The 1,262-nt window shown below is 38.1% G+C and carries 1 protein-coding gene; it reads right to left on the bottom strand.

The window, feature by feature from the left end; all coding sequences use genetic code 11:
• Positions 1-1,177, bottom strand: a 1,177-nt coding sequence (locus tag DXA60_RS06965) for an IS630 family transposase (RefSeq protein ID WP_243006800.1), incomplete at its 3' end; no start/stop codon positions are given.
• Positions 1,178-1,262 lie beyond the last annotated feature (85 nt).

The following is a 1,262-nucleotide window of genomic DNA, read 5'->3' as shown; positions in this document are numbered from 1 at the left end:
TGACTGGCAACGTATCAACCACCACTTCTTCATTTGGATCAATTTCTTCAAGTTTGTACTTCCAATGATATATAACAGGTTCTTCATTTACTTCATCAAAGTATTTATATATACGCTGCACAAGTTCATCCTTAGTTTTTACACGAATGCCCTTGAGCATCTGGCGAGTAAGTTTACTGAAGAAGCCCTCAACAAGATTCAACCATGAACCGTGCTTTGGAGTAAATACAAATTCAAATCTTCCTGGTACGGTTGCGAGGTATTTTCTGGTTTCCTCAGAAGAATGAACTTTAAGGTTATCCAACACCAGACGAATCTTATCTGATTTTGGATACTTGTTATCAAGTTTTTTAAGAAATTCGATATAGTCCTTACTGTTATGGGACTCTTTAACGAGTGGAATCGCCTCACCTGTTTGCAAATCTATTCCGGCAAGCAGTGAAATGGTTCCAAGACGCCTGTACTCATAATCTCGGCTTATGGTCTTATGATTATTATCCGGCTGGATATCTTCTGATGTGGTGGCAATTGCCTGGATTCCAGGTTTCTCATCATAAGAGAGTACATGCACCACCTGATCATCTTCACAAAATGGAAGAAGTTGTCCTTTTTTATCGAACTGTAATGATAGCTGTTTATATACCAGAAGGACATTGTGCATCTTTTGGTCAAAATCCGGATCACGATTTTCACAGTAATAAGTTATTTTGTTAGGCTTAATATCTGCCTCTTCAAGTATTGTGCGAACCTTTGACTGACTTATAGTTGATAACCTTGTATAACCAGCATTTTCTGCAAACTTATTGATATGTTTTGTGAGAAGGGCACGTGTCCATACTTCTGCTGAATAGCCAAGATTAACCGGCTTCTGACATGCGATATTTATAATCCACGTCTTTTCGTCATCGGTTATTTCAGCATTACGACCACGACCGGGAGCATCAAACAAGGCGTTTTCGACACCGCCCTCTTTGAATTTATTCAAGCACAACATTACACTGCATCTATTGATGCCTACTTTATCAGCAATATCATTAATAGAAACACCATCAGCACGTAACAACAGTATTCTTGCTCTACACACGGTTTGTGCCTGTATTGTTCTAGCACGAGTTTGTAATTCAAGATACGAACGCTGCTCCTCTGTTAGTGTTATTGTGTTTACTTTTCTGCCCATGAATATGACCTCCCTATACAATTATATGAAGATTATATCATGGAATACTTATTGAGTCGAGTTAATTAAAAACATTTATACTAGG

It is taken from the genome of Roseburia sp. OF03-24 (assembly GCF_003463035.1).
Classification (GTDB): Bacteria; Bacillota; Clostridia; order Lachnospirales; family Lachnospiraceae; genus Roseburia; species Roseburia rectibacter.
This window is presented reverse-complemented; position numbering and strand designations above follow the sequence as displayed.